We start from the raw sequence: 19655 nt of genomic DNA, 5'->3' as shown, positions 1-19655 counted from the left end.
AGTCGTCCGGGCCTGGCGGGGAGTTTGCCGCGCCTAGCGGTTCATGCGCGGGTCGAGCGCGTCGCGCAGGCCATCGCCAAAGAAGGTAAAGCCGAGCATGGTCAGGCCGAGCGCCAGCGCCGGCGACAGCACCATGTGCAGGTCGGTGCGGATATACTGCTGGTATTCGCCGACCATCTGCCCCCACGACGGCAGCGGCGGCTTGATGCCGAGGCCGAGGTACGAGAGCGTGGATTCCGTGAAGATCGCCAGCGGGATGCCGAACGTCAGCGCGACGATGATGATCGTCATCGTGTTCGGAATCAGGTGGCGCACGATGATGTACGGGCCGCTGGCGCCGGCCACGCGCGCCGCCTTGACGTACTCGCGCTCGCGCAGCGACAGCACCTGGGCGCGCACCTGCCGCGCCAGGCCCACCCACCCGGTTAAGCCGATGGCGATGAAGATGTTCCGCAGGTCCGCGCCCATCATCGACGTGAGCAGAATCACAAACAGCAACTGCGGAAACGCGTACATGATGTCGACGACGCGCATCAGGAGCATGTCGGTGCGCCCGCCGTAGTAGCCGGCGAACATGCCGACCGGGATGCCGATCAGGAGCACAATGACCTGCGCGCCGAGACCGACCATCAACGACACCTGCGCCCCTTTCAGTAGGCGGCTCAGCATATCGCGCCCGAGGTAATCGGCGCCCATCACGAAACCGGCTTCGCCGGGCGGCACGGAGGCATAAGTCAGCGCCTGCTTATCATACGCTTTGGGGTAGGCGTCGGCCACGATGGCAAACACGATCATCAGAATCACAAACAGCATGCCCAGGATCGCCAGCTTGTTGCGGACCAGCCGGAAATAGGCATCCCGCCACAGGCTGGTCGGCCGCACGGCCAGGATTTCGCCGAGCTCCTCATCGATGATGACCTGCGGGTTCTGCGACTTCGATTTGGTCTGTACGCTCATTCCATCCTCTTGGTTGTGCCGCAAAGACGCATGCCGGGTTAGTTGTAGCGAATGCGCGGGTCGAGGAACCCGTACACCAGGTCGACGAGGATATTCATGACGGCAAGAAACGCGCCGTAGATCAGGATCACCGCCATGATCATGTTGTAGTCGCGCCCGGTCATGCTCGTTACGAAGAACTTGCCCATGCCTGGAATGCTGAACAACGTCTCAACCACGAACGTGCCGGTACCGATAGCCGCAAATAGCGGGCCCAGGATCGTCGCGACTGGGATCAGCGCGTTCTTCAGGACGTGCCGCATCACTACCGCGCCCTCCAACAGGCCCTTGGCGCGCGCCGTGCGCACAAAGTCCGAGCGGATGACCTCGATCATGCTGGCCCGCGTGTAACGCGCAATCGTCGCCAGTTCGAAGAACGCCAACACCGTCGTCGGCAGCACCCAGAACTGCCAGTTCTTGGCCCAGTACTCCAGGCTCCAGAAGTCGAAATCACCGCTAACTGACATCGCGATCGGCAGCCACTGCAGAGTAATGGAGAAGATCACGATCAGGGTGATGCCAATCACAAAATTCGGGGTGCTGACCGTGAGCATCGCAATCGTTGAGGATAAATAGTCGATCCACGTGTTCTGGCGCATCGCCGCGATAATGCCCAGCGCCAGTCCAAACACGATGGAGACGACGAACGCGATGAATCCGAGCGTCAGCGAAATGGGGAACGTGTTGGCGATGATCGCCGACACTTCGCGATCGCGCTGCACGTAGGAGACGCCGAAATCGAGGTGAATCACCTTCCAAATGTAGATCCCATACTGCTCGTACAGCGGCTTGTCCAGGCCGTACGCCTCGTACAGACGCTTCTGGGCCTCCGCCGTTAACGGGTTCGCGTTGGCCGCCATCGGATCCAGCGGGCTGCCCGGCGTCGCGTGCATGATCAGGAAGACGATCAGCGACATCACCAGCAACGTCGGAATCAAATACAGGAACCGCTCAATAGTGTACCGAAGCATCGGGACTCTCCTTCAACAGGCATGAGCGCGAACTCGAGAACGACGGCGCGGAACGCTCGCAGGGACAATACAGCGACACTCGGCTGGGATTGAGGATGACTTGGCGTGCAGACGGCGAAAAAGACATGCGTGTCACGTGCCGAAAATGAGGTTTCGTGTAAGCACAGAGTACTCAGGTACTCCTCCCGCGATTGGCGGTATTTAATCACATCTGCGTGCTTCCGTCAAATCATGTTTTGCGCGCATAATTGTCCTAGGTACTTGAAACCGCAACTCAGCTTTACATAACCTTGCGATCGGATGTTCTTCGCATGCGCCCGGACGACCGCACGGATGTTCATTTTTGCGGAACGGGCGCGCCGCTGGCACAATCGGTCCATCAATGTTCGCGTCGCTCCATCACCATGCACATCGGAGCCGCACCACAAGGCACGGAGAGACACGCCATGCCCGACATGCTCGTCAAGCTGTATGATCTGCCCGCCGGCAACGCTGACGCGGATCGCCTTGCATCCCTCGCGGTGGACGTGCGTCGCGCACTGGCGCCTGAAAAGTGGATCGTCACACTGTGGGTGCGCGAGCAGTTCTCTGACTACTGGGTCAGCGAGTGCGAAACGGCGTTCGCGCGCGCGCCGGTCGCCTGCTTCATCGCCGTGCAGGATGGGCGATTGCTCGGCTTCGCGTGCTACGACGCCACCATGAAAGGCTTCTTCGGGCCGACCGGCGTGGCGCCGGATGAGCGCGGGCGCGGCGTGGGGCGCGCGCTGCTGGTTGCCGCGCTGCAGGCGATGCGCGCCGAGGGCTACGGCTATGCCATCATCGGCGCAGTCGGCCCGGCGGAGTTCTACGCGAAGGCGGTCGGCGCCACGCTCATTGAGGACTCTACGCCGGGCATCTATCGCGGGTTGATTCGCAAGCCGCCCCGCCCGTAGGGACGATAAGGCAGAGCGACCGCCCTCGGAGCGGGCGCTGAGCTTGCCGCACCGCCCACCCCCGCCAACGGCGCGGGGCGAGTCGCAGACGGGGTCGAAGCGCATACGCCACTTGGCACGCCCCTTCGACAGGGTGTCCAGAAACTTCGCTGCATTCGTCACCCAGGCGTCACCCGTTGTCGCCCCGGCGAAAGTTGGTGATGCGCCAGGGACGCACACTCGCGCATGGAAATGGCCGTGTCGGTGTAGGGACGGGTCTTTGACCCATCCGGTTGGCCAGGTCAAAGACCTGGCCCTACGCCTAGAGTTGCCTATTTCCATGGGAGCCGGGGCCCAGGGGCAGCACCGCTGGATGCCGGCGGTGTTCAGCGGCCTCACGCCGCTGAACGTTAACCGCCCGCTGGCCCGAAGCCAGCGGGCAACGTCGCCGGCATGACGGGTTGGCAATCCGGCCACCAGTTTCTGTCCGCACGCACGTCGCCGCGGCGACATGGCATTCTCAGGGGACGCCAATACGCGGGCACCCGCCTCAGTCGTCCACCATGCGGCGGTGCCCTTCCGGGCAGGTGCCGTACGTGCAGTCATACCACGCGGGGAACGGGTCATCCTCAAAAATGACTTCGGTGCGCCAGTGCTTCGCGCAGTAGATGCGCTCGCACTCCGGGCAGAAGAACGACGCCCACTCGTCGTTGTAATGATACAGCGCGCGCACCGTGCCGTACAGCGCGACGGCGACCTGTGGCGCGTCGGCGGCGGCCAGCCACGTCTGTGTGACGCCCACGATGCCGGTGATGGTCACGGCAACCCGCGCATCGCCATCGGGCCGCATCTCGATCCGCCCGGCCTCCGCGCCGCACAGGTCACAGGTATAGCAGGCGGTCATCTCGACGTGCGCGCGACTCACCGGCGGTTCCGCTTGAGGTGCTTGCGCGCGCGGCTCCACGGCAGCGTGTTCAGCACGTCGCCCGCCTCCAGCCAGCCGCGCCGCGCGTTGCCGATGCCGTAGTCGAGCCCGTTGAAGGCGTCGGGGTGGTGCGCGTCGCTGTCGAGAATCGTCTTCAGGCCCAGTTCCTTCAGGCGGCGCAGGTGCGTCTCGTCGAGGTCCATGCGTTCGGGCGCGCCGTCGAGTTCAAGCAGCGTGCCGGTCTCCTGCGCCGCGCGCATCGCCTCGGCGATGTCCAGCGCGCTGGCTTCGCGCTCGCCGATCAGCCGCCCGCTCGGGTGGGCGATGGCGTCCACGTACGGGTGATGCATCGCTTTGAGCACACGCGCGGTGATCTTCTCCTTCGGCTGCTTCTGCGCCGTGTGCGTCGAGGCCAGGCAGATGTCGAGCTGCGCCAGGATCTCGTCCGGCATGTCGAGTGAACCGTCCGCTTTGATTTCCAGCTCCAGCCCTTTGAGCACCGTGAAACCGCTCAGCTTGGTGTTGACCGCGTCGATCTCTTTCCACTGGCGCTTGATGCGCGCCGCGTCCACGCCGCGCGTGACGCCGAGGCCGCTGCTGTGATCGGTGACCGCCAGGTACTTAAGCCCGCGCGCCTTGGCCGCGCGCGCCATCTCCTCGATCGACAGTGCGCCGTCGCTCCAGGTCGAGTGCGTCTGCAGGTCGCCCTTCAGGTCGCCGCGCTCGATCAGCACCGGCAGGCGTCCCTCGCGCGCCGCCTCGATCTCGCCGGCTGCCTCGCGCAGCTCCGGCGGAATCCACGGCAAGCCGACCGTCTCGTACACCGCTTCCTCGCTCTCGCAGAATATCTCTTTGCGTCCCTTCGCGAAGCGGTACTCGTTGAGCGACAGGCCGCGATCCTGTGCCAGGCCGCGCACGGCGATGTTGTGCTCTTTGCTGCCGGTGAAGTACACCAGCGCGCAGCCCCAGTGCTTCGGCTCCAGCACGCGCAGGTCCACCTGCATGCCGTTGCGCGCAATGATCGACGCCTTGGTCGTGCCGTGGTCGTTGATCGTCTGCACATGCGGCAGCTTTACGAACGCCGCCAGGATGCGCTCGTGCGCCGCCGGATCGGCGCTGGCCAGCAGGTCGAGATCGCCGATCGTCGAGCGGCGGCGGCGCAGCGACCCGGCGAACGTGATCTGCCGGATCGCCGTGCCGCAGGCGTCCTGCACGGCCGCCAGCAGAGCCTGCGCAAACGGATCCACCTCGGAGATGCGGCGACGCGTGGTCTTGCGCGAGAGCGCGTCCAGCCCGGCCAGGATCTTCGCCTCGGACTTCTCGCCCATGCCCTTCAGGTTCCGCACCTTGCCCTCGGCAATCGCGCGGCGCAGGCCGTCCAGATCGGTGACGCCGAGGTCTTTCCAGAGCCGCAGCGCGGTCTTCGGCCCCACGTCCGGCACTTTCAGCATCGCCAGCACGCCCGCCGGCACCTCGGCCGACACCTCGCGGTAGTAGGCCAACTCGCCGGTGCGCAGGAGCTCGTCGAGCTTGAGCGCAATTGCCTCGCCGACGCCGCCAATCGTCCGCAGGTTCTTGGCATCGTTCTGCCAGATGTCGCGCAGGTCCTGGTTCAGGTGGCGAATCGACTCGGCTGCGCGCCGGTACGCCGCAACCTTGAAGACGATCTCGCCCTGCAAGTCGAGGATATCGCCGATCTGGTCGAGCAGTTCGGCGATCTGCAAGTTGGTCAATGAGGTATCCGGCATTGTGGCCTCCCCTGTCGGTTCGAGTTTACTGGCGTCCGCCAGCCTTGACCTCAATGGCGCGCAGCAACTTGTTGTACGCGTCGTCGAACAGCTTGACGCCCTCATGCTCCAACTGGTCGGTCGCGGCCGCCAGGTCGATGCCGAGCGCGGCCAGGCTGTCGATCGCCGCCTGCGCGCCGCTCACGTCCTCAGCCAGCGACGCACGCACGCGACCGTGTTCACGGAACAGCTTGAGCGTGTCGGGCGGGATCGTGTTGACCGTCTGCGGTCCGATCAACTCGTCCACGTAGTAGGTGTCGGGATACTGCGGATTCTTGGTGCTGGTGCTGGCCCACAGCAGCCGCTGCGGGCACGCGCCGCGCACCGCCAACGCGCGGAACCGCTCACCCTGCGTCAACTGCTGGAAATGCCAGTACGCCAGCCGCGAATTGGCGATCGCGATCTTCCCCTGCAGAGCGCGCAGCCGCTTCGCCGTATCGGCATCGGCGGTCTGAGCCTTATCAGTTAGCTGTTTGTCGATCAGTGAGTCCACGCGACTGACAAAGAACGACGCGACCGACGCCAGCCGGTCGACCGGCTGCCCTTGCTCCACACGGCGCTCCAGAGCACGCTGGTGCGCCTCGGCCACCTGCTTGTAGCGCTCCAGCGAGAAGATCAGCGTTATATTGATATTGATGCCGGCCGCCAGCGATTCCTCAATGGCGGGCACGCCCGCAGCCGTGGCCGGAATTTTGATCATCACATTGGGACGTGCGACCGCCTCCCAGAAGCGGCGGGCGGCGCTTATCGTGCCCGTCGTGTCGTACGCCAGGCTGGCCGGCACCTCGAGACTGACGTAACCATCGCCGCCGCCGGTCTGCACGTACACCGGCGCGAACACGTCACAGGCTGCCCGCACATCATCAATCGCCAGTGCATCGAAGATTGCCGTCGCCGGTTGGCCGGCCGTGCGCTTGATCACCGGGTCGTAGTCGGCGCTGCTCGTGATTGCCTTCTCGAAGATCGAGGGGTTCGACGTGACGCCCGCCACGCCGTCGCCATCGATTAGCCGCTGAAGCTCTCCCGACGTAATCAGATCGCGACGGATGTAGTCCAGCCAGACCGACTGGCCCTGCGCTTTCAGTTCCAACAATGGGTTGCCCAAAGCGATGCCTCCGCACCTGCGTTATTGACTGTTTTCGATCGCCAGCACCTTGTTCAGGCGCCGCACAAAACGCTCTTCGCGCTGGAACGTCGCACCGACGAAGGCGCGCACAATCTCCGAGGCCAGCGCCGGGCCGATCACGCGCGAGCCGAGACAGATTGCATTCATGTCATCGTGCTCGACACCCTGGTGCGCCGAATACACGTCCGCGATCAGGGCCGCACGCACGCCGCGCATCTTGTTAGCAGCGATGCACGCGCCGACGCCGCTGCCGCAGATCACGATACCTCGTTCGGCGGTGCCCTGTTGCAGCGCCTCGCCCACCAGCCGTGCAAAATCCGGGTAGTCGCTCGGCGTCAGGTCGTGCGTGCCGACGTCGAGCACGTCATGCCCGGCCTGGCGCAACTCTTTGGCGATCGCCTGCTTGAGTTCAAACCCGGCGTGGTCGCCGCCAATCGCTATTTTCATGATTCTCCCCCGAATGCAAGGTTACGATCCGTGAATAAAGCGAATCTGCCCCGCTAGAAGCGCTACGTTTTGATTGGCGCCCAAGCGATACCAGACCCTTATAGTTATAGTGGTTCGACTTGACCGTGTCCCAGTCGATCACAGGTAGACTCGAGTCAATCACTGTCATCCTGAGCGCGAAGGCAGCAGCCAGCACGTCCATTGAATCACGCGCGCGAAGGACCTGAAATCCGTGACGTCATAGCCGACCGCCGATTGAGATGCTTCGCGCGCACGACCAGCAATTAGCCAAAGGTGTTGCCTTCGCGCTCAGCATGACAAGGTCACGGGGACTCTTTCAAGTCGAATCCGTATTATTCGTGCATATTCGCGTTATTCGCGGATATTATTCCTTCGTGTCCCTTCGTGGACGCATACTCTATGGCGCGAAAGGCGCATCGCTGACCGTCTGCCGGTACAGCGTCATCTGCCGGAGCGCGGCCTCGCCATAGGCGGCATGCCGGGCCGGATCGGGCACGCTCGTATCGCCAAAACCGAACGCTGTCGCAGCGAGCGACAGCGTGCCGAGCGACTCCAGCGCCAGCAGCGCGGCCCCGCGACTGGTCGCTTCCGCTTCGGCCGACGCTACCAGCGGCCGCCCAAGCACATCGGCCACGATCTGTCGCCAGAGCCGCGAACCCAGCAGGCCGCCGCCGCTGCCGACGACGCGCCTAACGCCGGGTACGGCAGGCGCTAGCAGGTTCGCGATCTGTCCGAGCCGCAATGCCACCCCTTCCAATCCCGCCAGCATGATCTCGGCCGGCGTGGTGCGCAGGCTCAAACCGCCGAGCGTCCCGCGTGCCTCGGCATGCCAGCCGGGCGCGCGCTCCCCGGCCAGCAGCGGCAGACAGACCGGCGCGCGGCTGTCGAGCACGGCGTCGGCCAGTTCCGCCTCGTCCGGCGCCGCATCGCCCAGCACGTCGCGCAGCCACGACGCAATACTGCCGCCTTCGCTCAGCGCGCCGCCCAGCAGCGAGCGCGATTCATCCACCCGGTAGCACCAGAGACCGGGCGGAATCGCATCCGGCGTGCCGGGCACGACCACGCGCACCGCCGAGCTGGTGCCGATGGTGACCGCCAGGCTCGTTTCGTCGATGCAGCCGCTGCCGATATTGGCCGCCGCGCCATCACCGACCGCCGGAAACCAGCGCGCGTCCTTGAATAGCGGCCAGCGCGCGGCATAGGCTCCCAGCATACCCGCCTGCGTATCACGGGCGGCGACCAGCGGCGACAGTTGCTCGCGGCGAATGCCCAGCGCATCGAGCAACCCGCTGTGCCAGTCCAGTGCGAAGCGGTCGAGCATGCCCGTCCATGAGGCAACGGAATAGCTGCACGCATGCCGGCCGGTCCATTGCGCCGCCAGATAATCGCCGAGCGTAAGCCAGCGTGTGGCGCTCGCTGCCACGTCCGGGCGGCTGTCGCGCAGCCGGCGCATCTGCGCCGGCCAGTAAGCCGAATGCAGCGGCACGCCGGTCTGGTGATACATCGCCGCCGAATCGAGCGCGCGATGCAGCGCGGCGACGCTTGCGGCGGCGCGCGTGTCGGCATAGGTAAACACCGGCGTCAGCGGCGCGCCGTCCGCGTCGAGCGCCAGCAGGTTGCCGACCAATGTGTCCATCGCCACGGCGACGACCGCCCGCCCATCGCGCAACAGCCGGGCGTGCATCGCATCCATGGCGTGGTTGCAGCGTGCCAGCACCTCCGGCGCATCGAACTCGACGCCGCCGTCGACCGTCGTGCGCGGCGCATGCGGCAGGTGCGAGACCGCGCCCGGCACGGCGATGCCGCGCGCATCGAACGCCAGCGCCCGCACCGACGACGTGCCGACGTCGAGCGTCACAACTAGCGGTTCAGACATATCCCCGCTCGCCGGTCAATTTGGTATAATCCCCGCATCTCATTGGTGGAGTGCTTCACATGACAGACACAATCGATGTCGTTATCGAAACTGCGCTGGGCGAGATTCGCGTTGCTCTGGACGCCGCGCGTGCGCCGGGCACCGTCGCCAATTTCCTGCGCTACGTAGACGGCGGGTTCTACGATGGCGGGCGCGTGCACCGCACCGTCAAGCCAGACAACCAGCCGAACAACGACGTCAAGATCGAAGTGATTCAGGCCGGCGTGGCCCCGGAGCGCGAGTCGGCGAAGTTCGAGCCGATTCCAATGGAACGCACGAGCGTGACCGGTCTGCGCCACGTCGACAGCGCCATCTCGATGGCGCGCTCGACGCCGGATTCGGCGCTGGCCGACTTCTTCATCTGCATCGGCGACCAGCCGGAGCTCGACTTCGGCGGGCGCCGCAACCCGGACGGCCAGGGCTTCGCCGCGTTCGGCATCGTGACGGCCGGCATGGACGTCGTGCGGCGCATCCAGCAGTCGCCGTGCGAAGAGCAGCGGCTGACGCCGCCGGTTGAAATCAGGCGCATCCGCCGCGCCTAGCCGCCGCGCACGACGCGCTCGGCGACGTCGCTCAACGATAGTTCGCGGCCGAAGTGCTTTACGCCGTACGCGTCCAGAATCAGGTTTCCCTCTTCTTCCCACGAGCCCGGAATGCGAAACGCCGCGATCACCTGCGCGGGGTCACGGCCGTATTCCAGCACGCCCTTGATCACGCCGCGCGCCACCATATCGGCGCGCGTGTTGTTGACGACGTTCATGATCACAGCCCGGCGCGTCACACCCGGCTTGCCCAGCAGCAACTTCGTCAGTTCCGCGATTTTCCAGACCGACGGGTTGCCGCCGATCTCGCAGTAGTTCGCCGGCTTGCCTCCCGCATCGAGGATGGCGTCAAACGTGGTCAGGCTCGCGCCGCCGCCGCCGATCAGGAGCGCAAGATCGCCGTCGAACTCCACGACCCGACCGGCCACGCCACGATGGTCGGCGCCGTCAATCTCCGCCGCGCGCTGCTCCAGCGGCGTGCGCACCCGCTCGCCGCGCCCCGCCAGTCCGAAGCGCATCGCCAGGTCGCGATGCCGGAACAGGGCGTCATCGTCGAGTTCAATATGCGCGTCGGCGGCCACGCAGCGCACGCTCGGCGCGATCAACAGCGGGTTGATCTCCACCAGCAGGGCATCGTTTTCCGTGAACACGCGCACGAGCGCGCGCACCACCTCGGTCAACGGCCCCAGCAAGGCCGGCGCGTCTTCCCGACCGGCGACCAGGTGCGACGCCAGCTCGCGCGCCCGGAAGTGCGGGTACGGCTGCGACAGGTCGAGCGACTGCCGGTACATGCCGTGGCTGTCTTCGATGTCCACGCCGCCGCCGTTGGAGGCCAGCAGCACGGCTCGCCGCGCAGTTGGATCGTACGTCGCGGCCAGGTAGAATACGCCGCCCTCGGCCACCTGCTCCTGTACCGAGACGCGCTCGACGAGATAGCCGCGCAGCGTCGTGCCGATCAGACCGCGCGCCGCATCGGCAGCCGCATCCGACGTTTCGGCAAACAGCACGCCGCCGGCTTTCATGCGCCCGCCGACCGGCACCAGCGCCTTGACGACCACGGGCGCGCCCAATTCGCGCGCAAAGGCGGCGGCGGCCACGGGGTCAGCCGTGACGACCTCGCGCGGGACGGCCACGCCGGCCGCCTGCAACAGTTGTTTCGCTTCGTGTTCGAGCAGTCGCATAGTGTGGCAGTCAGATTAACATAATCCGCGCCGCAAGGGAAACGCGGGTTTATAAAGGGTGCATTCCAGTTCTGGGGCAGAATTTGGAAAGTGTTCAGGTATAGTGGCTAATCCGACACGTCCAGATAGGCTGATACTGTATTGAAGTGAGTATTTCCCCATGTGAGTGTTGCATGCGTCTGCGATACGACAATAGTCGCTGCCCCCCGGCCCCCTCCCAGCAAAGCTGGGAGGGGGCGCACGTTTAAGGGGAGGTGCGCGGCGGCTTTGCCGCCGCGCACCTCCCCAATAGTTTTTCCCCTTCTCCTCCGCGAAGCGGGGGAGAAGGGGTTAGGGGATGAGGGGGTCAGTAGCGTACCCGTGTCAGCCACTGGGGCATTGGCACAGCGAAACAGTATCAGGCTATTCTGGCAATCTCGCCAGTGCAATCCAACATAATGTTTGCCCCCCCCTCTGAAATGCACCCTCCATACAAAAGACCTCACGGGGCTTGAAGACCCGTGAGGTCTGCAGCGGCGAGGTCTCGGAGCGTCTCGTTAGATCCCCAGATACGCCTTGCGCACCGAGGGCATGTTGCGCACCTGCTTCGCCTCGCCCTCGATCTCGATGCGCCCTTCGGCCATCACGTATGCATAATCGCTCACGACCAGCGCCATCTGCACGTTCTGCTCGACGAGCAGCATCGTCATGCCCTGCTGCTTCAGCTTGTAGATAATCTCAAACAAGTTGAGCACGAACAATGGCGACAGGCCGAGCGACGGCTCGTCGAACATGATGATCTGCGGCTTCGCCATCAACCCGCGCGCGATCGCCAGCATCTGCTGCTCGCCGCCGCTCAGCGTGCCGGAGACCTGCGTGCGGCGCTCCTGCAGGCGCGGGAACAACTCGAACACCCAGTCGAGGTTCTTATGGAAATCGGCGCGCGCGCCGGCCGGCGTCGCGCCCATCTCCAGGTTCTCCTGCACCGTCATGTCGGTGAATAACTGGCGGCCTTCCGGCACCATCACCAGCCCCGCCTGCGCCTTCTCGTGCGGCGACAGGCGCGTGACATCCCGCCCGCCAAACGTGACATTGCCCTTCCAGGCCGGCAGCAGGCCCATGACCGTGCGCAGCAGCGTGGTCTTGCCGCTGCCGTTGGCGCCGACCAGCGTCGTCAGCTTGCCTTCCTGCAGCTTCAGCGACGGGCCCCACAGAATCTGCACGGCGCCGTAGCCCGATTCGATGTTGCTGATCTCCAGCGTCGTCATGCCGACTCCTCCAGGAACTTCTGCGCCACCTTCGGGTCGCCCAGATAGGCTTTGATCACCTCGGGGTTGTTCGACACGTCCTGCGGCGTCCCTTCGGCCAGCTTGCGCCCGTAGTCCAGCACAAAGACACGGTCGGAGACGTTCATCACCGCGTGCATCAGGTGCTCGATCATGAGCACGGTGACGCCCTGGTCGCGGATCGCGCGGATGACGTTCAGCATGTCGCCGACTTCGTTCGGATTCAGGCCCGCCAGCACCTCATCCAGCAGCAGCAGCAGCGGGCGCGCGGCCAGCGCGCGCGCCAGTTCGAGGCGCTTCTTCTGCGCGACGTTGAGCTTGCCCGCCGGCATCGACGCGCGATCGGACAGCCCGACGAACTTGAGCGTCTCGGCGGCGACCCGCGTGGCCGCGCCGAGCGACAGGTTCTCGCGCCCGAAGCAGGCGCCGACTGTGACATTCTCCAGCACCGATAGCTCGTTCAGCGGCCGCACCACCTGGTGCGCCCGTGCCACGCCCCTGCGCGCGACCGCGTACGACGGCAGCCCGCCGACCGACTCGCCGCGAAACACCACACGCCCGGCCGACGGCGGGTACACGCCGTTGATCACGTTGAACAAGGTGGTCTTGCCGGCGCCGTTCGGCCCGATCAACCCGACGATCTCGCCTTCGTCCACCTGGTGCGAAACGCGATCGAGCGCCTGCAGACCGCCAAAGCGCCGGCTGACATTGTCGAGTTCGAGAATCATTCGACGTACCTCCGCACGAGCGTGAAGCGGTTGCGCAGCCAGCCGACGATGCCGGCCGTCACGAACAGCACGATCACGAGCAGCAGTGCGCCCGCGATGAACAGGTGCAGCGACGAGAACGTCTCGCTCGTGATCAGGAAGGTGCGCAGCCGGTCGTACAGCACCGCGCCGACGATCGGCCCGGCCACCGTGCCGTAGCCGCCCAGCATGACCATGACCAGCGACTCGATGGAGCGATGCAGGTCGAAGGCCGCGCCCGGCTCGATGATCCCGTTCTTGAAGAAGAAGATCGCGCCGGCCAGCGCGGGGAAGAACGCCGACACGGTGTAGGTGATGACCTTCGCGCGCGAGGGGTTCACGCCCAGCACCATCGCGGTGTCCTGGTCTTCGCGAATCGCCATCAGGCCGAGGCCGAACTTCGACTTCTTGATGAAGAACGACGTGACGACCACCGCCAGCGCGACGGCGATCATCGCGTAGTACGCCAGTTGCCCGGCCGCCTTGGCGCCGCCGTACGCATCGTACACGGAGAAATTGAAGAACATGCCGACCGAGCCGCCGAACGGGTCGAAGTTGGTCACGAAGGTGCGCATCGCCTCGTTGATGCCGATCGTCGCCAGCGCGAAGTACGCGCCGCGCAGCCGCAGCACCGGCATGCCGATCAGCATGGCCACCAGGCTTGTGAACAGGCCGCCAATCACCGCCGCCGGCGCCAGGTGCATGGCGAACGTCTGCATCAGCCAGAACGCGACGTAGCCGCCCAGCCCGAAGAAGACAATATGCCCGAACGAGACATAGCCGGTGTAGCCGACGATGATGTTGATGCTGGATGCCAGCACAATCACCATCAGCATGGAGAAGTACTCCTCGCGCATGGCGGGCGCGTCCAGCAGAATCGGAATGGCGGTGGCCGCCACGATCACGACCAGCAGGCCCCAGAGCGAGACGTTTTGCAGGGCTTTCATGAGCGCGACCTCCGCAGGTTCTTGAACCACTCGGGCAGGCCGGCCGGCGCGACGAGCAGGATCAACACGAAGATGACATACTCGAGCACGGGCACCCAACTGACCGGGATGTAGACCGTCGTCACGCTTTCGAGCAGGCCGATCACGATGCCGCCGATCAGCGCGCCGGTCGGGTTGCCCAGCCCGCCCAGAACCACGATCACGAAGCTCTTCGTCTCATAGACGCCGCCCGACAGCACGGTGAACGACAGCAGGGTCGAGAGCAGACCGCCGGCGACCGCCGCCAGCATCGTGCCCAGCCCGAAGCTCAGCGCCAGCATCCAGGTCGAGTTAATGCCCATCAGTTCGGCGGCGGAGCGGTTGTTGGCCACCGCGCGGATCGACTTGCCGATGCGCGAGCGGTACAGGAACAGGTACAGCGCCACGGTGACGACCACCGCCACGGCGACGGCCGCCAGCCGGGTGCCCTGCAGGGTCGCCGGCCCCAATGGTAGCGTGCCGAGGTTGACATCCACGGAACGCGACGACGTCGTAAACATCACGGTGGCCAGGCCAATGATCATCAGGTTCACGGCGAATGTGGCCAGCAGCGTCGTCAGTTCGGGCGCGTTGATCACGCGGTGCAGCGCCACAAAGTAGATGAGAATGCCAGACACCAGCCCCAACGCCATGGCCGCCAGCAAACCGAGATACGGGTTGATGCCCATCCCCTGCTGCAACACGAGCAGGACGAACATGCCGAGCATGATGACCGGGCCGTGCGCCAGGTTAATCACCTTCATCACGCCGAAGATCAGCGTCAGCCCCATAGCCATGAGGCCGTAAAGGAAGCCGAGCATGAGACCGTCGAGCGAGGACGCCAGCAACGCTTCCAGATTCATGAACACCTCAATCCGGGCAGATGGACAGCGCGGCCAGGGCGCGCCGTGATAAAGAGCGCCCCCCTCGCCGGAACCGGCGAGAGGGGCGCGTGCGAGAATCGCTTACTTGCGCGGCTGAACGTCAGCCGACTTCGCTTCGAGCGGCCAGACGATCTGGCGCATGAGCTTGCCCGCGGCGTCTTTCTGCCACTGCATGTAAACCATGCCGTGACCTTCCTGCTTGCCGTGGGTCTTGGCGTCGACGCTGAACTTGACACGCCCGTAGAATGAGAGCATGTCGACCTTGTCCAGCGCCGCCTTCATCTTCTCCGGGTCCGCGCTGCCGGCATCTTCAATCGCCTTCTGCAGCATCATGCCCGCGGCGTAGCCGCCCGCCGAATGGTACGACGGCTCGGACTTGTAAGCGGCCTGATAGCCATCCATGAACTGCTGGACGCTCGGCCCGTACCACGCGAGGCCCGCCGCCTTGGCCGATTCCGCGCTGAACTTCACCAGCGGCTCCCACTGGCTCGGGCCGATGATGCCCTGCGCCGCGTCACCGATTTCGATGAAGGTCGGTTCCGGCGGGGCCACAAGCAGGGCCACGTACTTCGCCGACACGTTGCGTTCCTTCATCTGCTTCGCGAACGTCGTGCCGTCCTGGAAGTGGCCGCCGCCCAGAATGGCTTCCGGCGCCAGCGGGGTCAGCTTGTTGATGAACGGCACGAAGTCGGTCGAGTTGCTGTCGTAGCTTTCGTTCAACACAACATCATAGCCCTGCGCCTTGGCGTACGGCAGCAGCGCCGCCGCGACCGTGGTCGAGAACGAGTCCTTCTCGTTCACGATGGCGACCTTCTTGACCGACGGGTCGAGCTTCTTGAGCATGTCCACCACGCCGGTCAGGTAGCGGCTGGCGGGGGTGTAGACCTGGTAGATGTTCTTGAAGCCGGCTTCCATTGTCAGGTCGTCCGCGCCGCCGGCCGTGATCATCAGCTTGCCGTTCTGCTCGGAGACGACCGCGGCCGCCTTGACCAGCGTGCTGCTGTACGGGCTGATCAGCAGGTCGACTTTGTCATCGGAGATCAGCTTCGTGTAGAGCGCCTGCACGCGGTCGGTCTTGCTCTCGTCATCATACGACTTGAGCTCCGGCATGTAGATCGCATCCTTCGTTTTGATGCCGCCGGCCTTGGTCACATCGGCCGCCCAGAGCTTCAGGCCTTCTACCTGCTTGGCCGAGGCGACGTTCTGTGCGCCAGTCTGCGACGCGGTGTAGCCGATCACGAGCTTCTTGGTGGCCGCCGGGGCGGTGGTGGGCGCGGTGGTAGCCGCACCCACGGGCGCCGCCGTTGGCACGGCGGGCGGTTTGGTCGGCGAGGTTGTCGGCGCGCTGGTGGCAGCCGGGCCGCCGCACGCGGTGAGCGCCAGCGCCACGATCGTGGCGACGACGCCCAGCCATTTGACTCTTCCCAATCTGAACATCACAGTTCCTCCTGAGAATTAAGGCGCCGTTTCTTGACACCCTTCGGCGCGCACAGTTTGACCCACGATAATACGGTAGCAACGCTCCAAGTATGGACATCTGTCCCTATTTCTGAGAGACACCTGTCCCAATTTGATGCCGGCTTATTGAGGCAACCGGCCCCAGAGACTGGCTGGCGCTGTTTGGCAAGCGCCGTCAGTTAATCGTAGGAGAGACTATACGCCGAAACCTGCCATAATCCAAAGCGGAGACCAGCAGTTCTCATTTTGGAGTCGGCTGCCAATATGCCCCGACCCCCTCCCAACTTCGTTGGGAGGGGGTCGGGGGGAGGGCAGCGCCATTTTTTCGGCGGGCCAGCTTGCGTGACAAGCGCCTGAGAGCCAGCGCATCGCAAGCGGCATTGGAAAGTACCCGTACAAAGCCAAATTGAGAATTGCTGAGCGGAGACAAGAAGCTTCGAGGAGGACTACTCCCAGGCCCTTGAGACCGCCTCACAGGCCCGCACGATACTGGCCACGATTCAGATTGTTAATACACCCCCCAGCGGCGCAGTTGCTCGTCGCCGATGCCGAAGAAGTGGGCAAACTCGTGAACGACGGTATGGCTCACCTCGGCGCGCACATCGTCCTCGCTGTCGCAGGCCGCTTCGATCGGTCCCTGGAAGATGGTGATCTTGTCAGGTAGCACGTTACCATACGCAGACGTGCGCTCGGTCAACGGAATACCTTCGTACAATCCGAAGAGTGTCTCGTCACGCGGCACGCCGGCATCGCGCAGCGTCCGCGCCGACGGCCACAACTCGATCACAACTTCGACGTTGCGCATCTGCTGCGTGAACGGCCCGGGCAACGCGTCAAGCGCCTCGGCCACCAGCGCCTCGAAGCGCTCGCGTCCCAGTTTCACGCGGCGCCCGCCTTGAGCTTGCTGACAATATCGTTGCGGTGCATGATGTCGTGCAGGTATAGGATTTTCACCAGCGCGGAGACATCCTTCTCGCCCCAGACCGCGTGCGTCCCGCGGTGCGCGAACGCCGCCGCGTCGACGCCCTCCAGCACGGCGAGCGTAGTGGCGCGCGCCGCCTGTAATGCCGCCATGCGCTCGGCCCATGTCAGGCCGCGCTGGCCGGCGACGGCCTGCGCGTTCCACTCGTTCACATCGCTGACGTTCTCACGCGGCTGGTGGCGCGCGCCATCCGCGGCGATGACGTCCGACAGGAAGCGGACATTCTCGTTCTCGGCGGTCGCAATGTGCGACAGCAGATCGTACAGGTTCCAGCCTTCCTCGTAGATCAGCGCTTTGCGCTGCGCCTCGCTCGCGGACTCAAGCACGTCGATCAGCTTCGCCCGTGCGGCCTGCATTTTGTCGGCCAGCTTTTTGACTTCAGGAATCATGAGAGCCCTTTCGTTTGCTTTGATGGCTGGTCAGCGCCCGGCCGCCATCGCCAGGTACGCTTCGACGCGCTCGACCGGCACCTGCCAGGCCAGGCTGGCGTGATGCAGCTTGAAGCCGAGCGCGTGATTCAGCTTCAGCATCGGCGCATTCGAAAATGCGTTGCTGGTCCGCACCTTCGTGATCGACGGGCGCTCGCGCATGACTTTGTCGAGCATCGCCGCCTTCAGCCAGCGACCGATGCCACGATTGCGATAGCGCGGCCAGACGCCGGTGTTGCCCTGGTTCAGCAACTCCGGGTGGCTGGGGTACCAGATCACGTCGGTGAAACCGGCCAGCTCGCCGCTTTCGTGATGGCGCGCGGCCAGCGTCCAGTGCGATCCGCCGTGTGCCGTCCACGACCGCTCGAAATCCCGCAGCATCTGCGGTGTGATGTGCCAATCCTCCACATGCAGGTCTTCCCTCGGTTGATCATTCATGACGTTATGCAGGTCGGCGAGTGATGGCAAGTCGGCTTCGGGGTAGTCGCCGTCCCAGAACGCCAATTCGAACTCCGCCGTCAGTTGACGCCCCAGTTCCAGCCACTCGGCCAGCAGGGCGCGGTTCAGGTCGGTAAGCATGAGCTGGTTGGTGTGCATCGACAGCCCGAGCGTTGCGCCGATGCGCCGCAGGAACGCCTCGCCGGCCGGAACGTTGCTGTTGCTGTTGCCCTGCAGCAGCGTGCGCTGTTCGGTGCGCGCGCGCTCCACAATCAGCGGCAGCAGCCGCCGCGCGATGCCCTGGCGACGGTAGTCTGGATGCACATTGATGTTGAACTCGGCGAGGTGGCGATTCTGCTCCAGCCGCGTGACGCCGATATCGCCAGTGCCCACTAGCCGGCCGCTATTCGAATCGCGCACGCCCCAGGCTGTAACGTCCACGAAGGCCGGGATGTTGCGCATGCCCTGAACCATTTCAGCGTACGGCACCGGCGGATCGCCGGGTAGCCGTTCCGCGTCCAGCAGCGTGTCCAGTTCGTGCACGGCGGCGTACTCCGCGTCCGTCATGTTGCGCGGATCGGCCCGCGTAATCTCAAAGCGAGTCATGTCCCTGCCCCCTAACCGATAGCCATCGAGGCAGCCAGGTAATCCAGCGCACCTTGCGTCTCAACATGCCAGTAGTACCGGTCAACATACGGGCGGAACCCAAGCGCCGTGTTGATCGCCAGCATGCCCTCGTTGGAACCGGCATTCTCGGTCCGCACATAGCGGACCGCCGGCCGCTCACGGTGGATGCGGTCGATCATCGCCGCCTTCAACCAGCGCGCCAGTCCGCGCCCGCGGAACTCCGGGCGTACGCCGGTCGCCCATTGCTCGACCGGCGCCGGCATGGCCGGGTGCCAGCATGTTTCGCTGAATGCCGCGAAGACGCCGGTCGGCATGTGCCGCGCGTAGTAGCCCCAGTGCTCGCCGCCGCGCGCCGTCACCGAACGGGCGATGTCGCGCACCTTCGCCGGCGTCATCACCTCGTCTTCCATGTCCATGGACTCGCGCGGCGCGCTGTTCATCACATTCCAGACGTCGGCCACGCGCGGCAGGTCGGCATCGTCGGGAAAGCCGGCGCGGAACTCCAGCGCGAACTCCGGCGCCAGCGCGGCGCCGGCAGACAGCCAAGTCTGAATCAGGCCCCGGTCGACGGCGCGCAGGTCCAGTTGGCTGATGCGCTCGGTCATGCCCAGCCCGCCGCCAAGCCGGCGCGCAAACGCTTCGCCGGCCGGCACCGTCGCATACGTCTCGAGGTAGATCAGCCGCCGCCCTTCCGCCCGCGCGACGTCGGCGATGTGCGCCAGCAACTGGCGGCCCATGCCCTGGCGGCGGTACGCCGGCAGAATGTCAATCCGCCCGCTGAGGATGTGCCGGTTACTGTCGTCGCGCATGACGAGCGCCGTGCCCGCGCCGATCATCCGCTCGCCGGCCCAGGCACCCCATTGCCACACATCGATGAATGCCAGGTGGCTTTCCATCTGGCGCCGCTCATCGGCCGCGCTGAACGGCGGGTCGTTCGGGAACCGCTCATCGCGAATCACGTTCATCAGCGCATTGTACGCGGCCACCGTGCGCTCATCGGCGCGCCGCGGGTCGAAAGGCTCGATCAGCATCACACTCCA

19 protein-coding genes are annotated in these 19655 nt (G+C 64.9%); 2 read left to right on the top strand and 17 right to left on the bottom strand.

Annotation, left to right across the window (positions count from 1 at the left end; genetic code table 11):
- Window positions 1-33: 33 nt before the first annotated feature.
- Both HZB53_00905 and HZB53_00900 read right to left on the bottom strand, forming a co-directional pair.
- Window positions 34-957, bottom strand: a complete 924-nt coding sequence (locus HZB53_00905) for an ABC transporter permease (GenBank protein ID MBI5876181.1) — start codon at window positions 955-957, stop codon at window positions 34-36.
- 38 nt (window positions 958-995) lie between these two features.
- The gene (locus HZB53_00900) at window positions 996-1967 is read right to left on the bottom strand and encodes an ABC transporter permease (protein ID MBI5876180.1); all 972 of its coding nucleotides are present in this window, start codon (window positions 1965-1967) and stop codon (window positions 996-998) included.
- 446 nt (window positions 1968-2413) lie between these two features.
- Here HZB53_00900 and HZB53_00895 point away from each other — a divergent pair, with 446 nt between their 5' ends.
- Window positions 2414-2899 carry a GNAT family N-acetyltransferase gene (locus HZB53_00895; protein ID MBI5876179.1) on the top strand — a complete coding sequence of 162 codons (486 nt, stop codon included), beginning with the start codon at window positions 2414-2416 and terminating at the stop codon, window positions 2897-2899.
- Window positions 2900-3428: 529 nt separating this feature from the next.
- Here the strand turns inward: HZB53_00895 and HZB53_00890 are convergent.
- From HZB53_00890 to HZB53_00870, 5 genes are all read right to left on the bottom strand, one after another.
- Entirely contained in the window at window positions 3429-3803 is a 375-nt protein-coding gene (locus HZB53_00890) for a hypothetical protein (GenBank protein ID MBI5876178.1), read from the bottom strand.
- Entirely contained in the window at window positions 3800-5551 is a 1752-nt protein-coding gene (gene polX / locus HZB53_00885) for a DNA polymerase/3'-5' exonuclease PolX (GenBank protein MBI5876177.1), read from the bottom strand. The genes HZB53_00890 and polX overlap by 4 nt, the downstream gene beginning before the upstream one ends.
- Window positions 5552-5576: 25 nt before the next feature.
- The gene (gene tal, locus HZB53_00880; protein MBI5876176.1) at window positions 5577-6695 is read right to left on the bottom strand and encodes a transaldolase; all 1119 of its coding nucleotides are present in this window, start codon (window positions 6693-6695) and stop codon (window positions 5577-5579) included.
- 21 nt (window positions 6696-6716) lie between these two features.
- Window positions 6717-7163 (bottom strand): ribose 5-phosphate isomerase B, encoded by a 447-nt coding sequence (rpiB, locus tag HZB53_00875; GenBank protein ID MBI5876175.1) that lies wholly within the window; start codon window positions 7161-7163, stop codon window positions 6717-6719.
- Between the two features lie 418 nt (window positions 7164-7581).
- Entirely contained in the window at window positions 7582-9060 is a 1479-nt protein-coding gene (locus HZB53_00870) for a gluconokinase (GenBank protein ID MBI5876174.1), read from the bottom strand.
- Window positions 9061-9119: 59 nt separating this feature from the next.
- Here HZB53_00870 and HZB53_00865 point away from each other — a divergent pair, with 59 nt between their 5' ends.
- A complete protein-coding gene (locus HZB53_00865) occupies window positions 9120-9641 on the top strand; it encodes a peptidylprolyl isomerase (protein ID MBI5876173.1) in 522 nt (173 codons plus the stop codon).
- On the opposite strand, the gene HZB53_00860 is transcribed toward HZB53_00865, so the two are convergent.
- The 10 genes from HZB53_00860 to HZB53_00815 form a co-directional block, all read right to left on the bottom strand.
- Entirely contained in the window at window positions 9638-10822 is a 1185-nt protein-coding gene (locus tag HZB53_00860; protein MBI5876172.1) for an acetate--CoA ligase family protein, read from the bottom strand. The two genes, HZB53_00865 and HZB53_00860, sit on opposite strands and share 4 nt — an antisense overlap.
- 536 nt (window positions 10823-11358) lie before the next feature.
- Entirely contained in the window at window positions 11359-12069 is a 711-nt protein-coding gene (locus tag HZB53_00855; protein ID MBI5876171.1) for an ABC transporter ATP-binding protein, read from the bottom strand.
- Window positions 12066-12815: an ABC transporter ATP-binding protein gene (locus tag HZB53_00850; protein MBI5876170.1), complete on the bottom strand. Its 750-nt coding sequence runs from the start codon at window positions 12813-12815 to the stop codon at window positions 12066-12068. The genes HZB53_00855 and HZB53_00850 overlap by 4 nt, the downstream gene beginning before the upstream one ends.
- Window positions 12812-13780 carry a branched-chain amino acid ABC transporter permease gene (locus tag HZB53_00845; protein MBI5876169.1) on the bottom strand — a complete coding sequence of 323 codons (969 nt, stop codon included), beginning with the start codon at window positions 13778-13780 and terminating at the stop codon, window positions 12812-12814. Before HZB53_00845 ends, HZB53_00850 begins: the two co-directional genes overlap by 4 nt.
- Window positions 13777-14661, bottom strand: a complete 885-nt coding sequence (locus tag HZB53_00840) for a branched-chain amino acid ABC transporter permease (protein ID MBI5876168.1) — start codon at window positions 14659-14661, stop codon at window positions 13777-13779. The genes HZB53_00845 and HZB53_00840 overlap by 4 nt, the downstream gene beginning before the upstream one ends.
- 102 nt (window positions 14662-14763) lie before the next feature.
- A complete protein-coding gene (locus HZB53_00835) occupies window positions 14764-16119 on the bottom strand; it encodes an amino acid ABC transporter substrate-binding protein (GenBank protein ID MBI5876167.1) in 1356 nt (451 codons plus the stop codon).
- A gap of 529 nt (window positions 16120-16648) precedes the next feature.
- A complete protein-coding gene (locus HZB53_00830) occupies window positions 16649-16945 on the bottom strand; it encodes a metallopeptidase family protein (protein MBI5876166.1) in 297 nt (98 codons plus the stop codon).
- Between the two features lie 74 nt (window positions 16946-17019).
- Window positions 17020-17511 carry a DinB family protein gene (locus HZB53_00825; GenBank protein MBI5876165.1) on the bottom strand — a complete coding sequence of 164 codons (492 nt, stop codon included), beginning with the start codon at window positions 17509-17511 and terminating at the stop codon, window positions 17020-17022.
- Window positions 17512-17541: 30 nt separating this feature from the next.
- Window positions 17542-18594: a GNAT family N-acetyltransferase gene (locus HZB53_00820; protein ID MBI5876164.1), complete on the bottom strand. Its 1053-nt coding sequence runs from the start codon at window positions 18592-18594 to the stop codon at window positions 17542-17544.
- 11 nt (window positions 18595-18605) lie between these two features.
- Complete coding sequence (locus tag HZB53_00815; protein MBI5876163.1) at window positions 18606-19646, bottom strand: GNAT family N-acetyltransferase; 1041 nt, start codon at window positions 19644-19646, stop codon at window positions 18606-18608.
- Window positions 19647-19655: the final 9 nt, after the last annotated feature.

Source organism: Chloroflexota bacterium, from assembly GCA_016235055.1.
Taxonomy (GTDB): domain Bacteria; phylum Chloroflexota; class Anaerolineae; order JACRMK01; family JACRMK01; genus JACRMK01.
Note: the sequence above shows the minus strand (reverse complement) of the source record. Positions and strands in the feature narration are given on the sequence as shown.

What these genes read in the sequence shown, in the direction of transcription:
- HZB53_00820 (MBI5876164.1), bottom strand. Translation starts at nt 18,594, where the DNA reads ATGACTCGCTTTGAGATTACGCGGGCCGATCCGCGCAACATGACGGAC.
- HZB53_00860 (MBI5876172.1), bottom strand. Translation starts at nt 10,822, where the DNA reads ATGCGACTGCTCGAACACGAAGCGAAACAACTGTTGCAGGCGGCCGGC.
- HZB53_00870 (MBI5876174.1), bottom strand. Translation starts at nt 9,060, where the DNA reads ATGTCTGAACCGCTAGTTGTGACGCTCGACGTCGGCACGTCGTCGGTG.
- HZB53_00855 (MBI5876171.1), bottom strand. Translation starts at nt 12,069, where the DNA reads ATGACGACGCTGGAGATCAGCAACATCGAATCGGGCTACGGCGCCGTG.
- HZB53_00845 (MBI5876169.1), bottom strand. Translation starts at nt 13,780, where the DNA reads ATGAAAGCCCTGCAAAACGTCTCGCTCTGGGGCCTGCTGGTCGTGATC.
- rpiB (MBI5876175.1), bottom strand. Translation starts at nt 7,163, where the DNA reads ATGAAAATAGCGATTGGCGGCGACCACGCCGGGTTTGAACTCAAGCAG.
- HZB53_00815 (MBI5876163.1), bottom strand. Translation starts at nt 19,646, where the DNA reads ATGCTGATCGAGCCTTTCGACCCGCGGCGCGCCGATGAGCGCACGGTG.
- HZB53_00900 (MBI5876180.1), bottom strand. Translation starts at nt 1,967, where the DNA reads ATGCTTCGGTACACTATTGAGCGGTTCCTGTATTTGATTCCGACGTTG.
- polX (MBI5876177.1), bottom strand. Translation starts at nt 5,551, where the DNA reads ATGCCGGATACCTCATTGACCAACTTGCAGATCGCCGAACTGCTCGAC.
- HZB53_00840 (MBI5876168.1), bottom strand. Translation starts at nt 14,661, where the DNA reads ATGAATCTGGAAGCGTTGCTGGCGTCCTCGCTCGACGGTCTCATGCTC.
- HZB53_00825 (MBI5876165.1), bottom strand. Translation starts at nt 17,511, where the DNA reads ATGATTCCTGAAGTCAAAAAGCTGGCCGACAAAATGCAGGCCGCACGG.
- HZB53_00850 (MBI5876170.1), bottom strand. Translation starts at nt 12,815, where the DNA reads ATGATTCTCGAACTCGACAATGTCAGCCGGCGCTTTGGCGGTCTGCAG.
- HZB53_00905 (MBI5876181.1), bottom strand. Translation starts at nt 957, where the DNA reads ATGAGCGTACAGACCAAATCGAAGTCGCAGAACCCGCAGGTCATCATC.
- HZB53_00835 (MBI5876167.1), bottom strand. Translation starts at nt 16,119, where the DNA reads ATGTTCAGATTGGGAAGAGTCAAATGGCTGGGCGTCGTCGCCACGATC.
- HZB53_00895 (MBI5876179.1), top strand. Translation starts at nt 2,414, where the DNA reads ATGCCCGACATGCTCGTCAAGCTGTATGATCTGCCCGCCGGCAACGCT.
- HZB53_00865 (MBI5876173.1), top strand. Translation starts at nt 9,120, where the DNA reads ATGACAGACACAATCGATGTCGTTATCGAAACTGCGCTGGGCGAGATT.
- HZB53_00830 (MBI5876166.1), bottom strand. Translation starts at nt 16,945, where the DNA reads ATGCGCAACGTCGAAGTTGTGATCGAGTTGTGGCCGTCGGCGCGGACG.